3 protein-coding genes are annotated in these 2,035 nt (G+C 53.3%); 1 reads left to right on the top strand and 2 read right to left on the bottom strand.

The window, feature by feature from the left end:
* On the bottom strand, nt 1-242 hold a 242-nt coding region (locus VAE48_RS03335; RefSeq protein ID WP_322791898.1), incomplete at its 3' end, for a LysM domain-containing protein.
* A gap of 20 nt (nt 243-262) precedes the next feature.
* Nucleotides 263-1,354, bottom strand: coding sequence for a GGDEF domain-containing protein (locus VAE48_RS03330; protein WP_322791897.1), 1,092 nt, complete (start codon nt 1,352-1,354; stop codon nt 263-265).
* 360 nt (nt 1,355-1,714) lie between these two features.
* Between VAE48_RS03330 and VAE48_RS03325 the strand changes: the two genes are divergently transcribed.
* Nucleotides 1,715-2,035, top strand: a 321-nt coding sequence (locus tag VAE48_RS03325; RefSeq protein WP_322791896.1) for an adenylosuccinate synthetase, incomplete at its 3' end; no start/stop codon positions are given.

Below are 2,035 nucleotides of genomic sequence, written 5' to 3'. Positions count from 1 at the left end.
TCCAGATTGTTGAGGCGGCGCAGGTCATCCAGCGAAACCTGATTGAGCAGCGAAACGCTGATGCAGGTATCGCCTTCTTTGACGGTGTAAAAAATCTGTCCGTTTTCGTTGGGGGTTGGCGTAAAGTACAACACCTGCGCCTGAGAGGCGGAGGGCTGAATCAGGCTCAGGCTGAGCAGAAATATCAGCCCACCCAGCAGCAGGCTTGCGGTCAACCAGCGGCGGCGAAAAACAGCATTCATACGCGTTTCGATTATATCATTTAATCGGAAATTTCCCATTCCACCCGATTGCGCCCGTTGTTTTTGGCGCGGTACATTGCCTGATCGGCGCGCTGAAGCAGCGACTTGACCGTATCGCGGTCGCGGCTGAGCGCTACGCCAAAAGACATGGTAATCGGCAGGCTGTCGGTGAATTCGTATGATTCAACCGTCTCGCGCAGCCGGTTTGCCAGATACAGGGCGCGTTTCTGATCCTCCTCCAGCGCGAGGATGAGGAATTCCTCTCCGCCCCAGCGGCCGATCACGTCGCTGGCGCGCAGCTGGTAGTGCAGACATTCACCCACCTGGCGCAAAATTTTATCGCCGGTTTCGTGGCCAAAGGTATCGTTGATGCGCTTGAAAAAATCGACATCGGCGAGGATGACCGCAAACCGCCGCCGGCGGGCAAGGTGTTCTTCCAGCAGGGCGGTCATGCCGCGCCGGTTGGGCAGCAGGGTGAGCGAATCGGTGTAGGCAATCTCCTGAATGCGGTTGGCTTCGGCCAGCGAGCGGTTCAGGTCATCTTTTGCCTTGGCCAGTAAAAAGACCAGAAAGAGGATGCCGGCGATGCGCGTTTCCAGCCGAATCAGCTCAAGGGTGTAATTGTTTCCCAATTCGGCAAAGCGCAATGCCCCGCCCACAAACACCATGCCCAAAAAGAGCAGGTTAAACTGTAACGCCCTGCCGCGCGGAAAGACGATATAACTCAAAATAAATGAGAAGGCAAACGTCCAGAAAACGGCTTCAATTTCCTGCCATTGTTCGAACAAACTGGGGTGGAAGTAGAGAAAGTAAATGTACTTGGAAAAAAAGAAAAGTGTGGTGGTAATCAACACCGAGCGCTCAATCAGGTTGAGGGGAATGCGCTTCCACAACAAGCCGATGCACCAGAATGCCAGAGCGGCTGCCAGAAATGGGTAGGTAAAGCGGATAAAAACTTCCTGGTCGTGTTTTTGCAGCCAGATCAACACAACCGAGAGGAAACCGGGAAAGGCGGCAATCAGATACAGCCAGCGCCGCCGCTGGTCAATTTGTTGGGAGAGGGCATTGAGGGGGGTGGAAAATTCTTCTGTTGGGGGTGAGGTGTTGTTCATCAGACTGGTTCAGGTTTGCAGGAAGTAACAACCTCTAATTATCCCACAAATTATCAATTTTTAACGTGAGTTCGGGATATGTTCAAGATCCGGCAAGTAAAGCAATGACCCCCTCCCGCCTCCCCCTAAATCGCCCCAGCGATTTAGGGGGAGGTGCAGGTGGGGGTCAAACATCCTCAAAGGAATAGGAAGAGGATTTATCCCGAACTGAGGTAATTTTTATTAAAATTTCAGCGATTCCAAAGCGCAGGTCAGGATAACTGTCACTAAAAACGTGTCGGTGAACGCAGTATAATCGTTTTGGAACAAACCATTCATGGGTTCACTTCCTGCGGAGGGAATCGGGTATGCCATTAGAAATTGTCATCGGCACACAATGGGGGGGATGAGGGTAAAGGGCGGATTGTGGATTTGCTGGCTGCAAAAGCCGATGTTGTGGCGCGCTTCAACGGCGGCGACAATGCCGGTCATACGGTGACGGTGGGCAGCCGCACCTTTAAGCTGCACCTGATTCCTTCCGGTATCATTCATCCACACACCATTGGGGTGATGGGCAACGGCATGGTCATCAACCCGGTCACCTTTGTCAATGAAGTGGAAATGTTGCAGGCTGCCGGTGTGGCGGCCAACCCGGAACGGCTGCGCATTTCTCACGCTGCCCATCTGATCACCCCGGCGCAC

This window comes from Bellilinea sp., from assembly GCF_034432615.1.
GTDB lineage: Bacteria > Chloroflexota > Anaerolineae > Anaerolineales > Anaerolineaceae > Bellilinea.
Note: the sequence above shows the minus strand (reverse complement) of the source record. Positions and strands in the feature narration are given on the sequence as shown.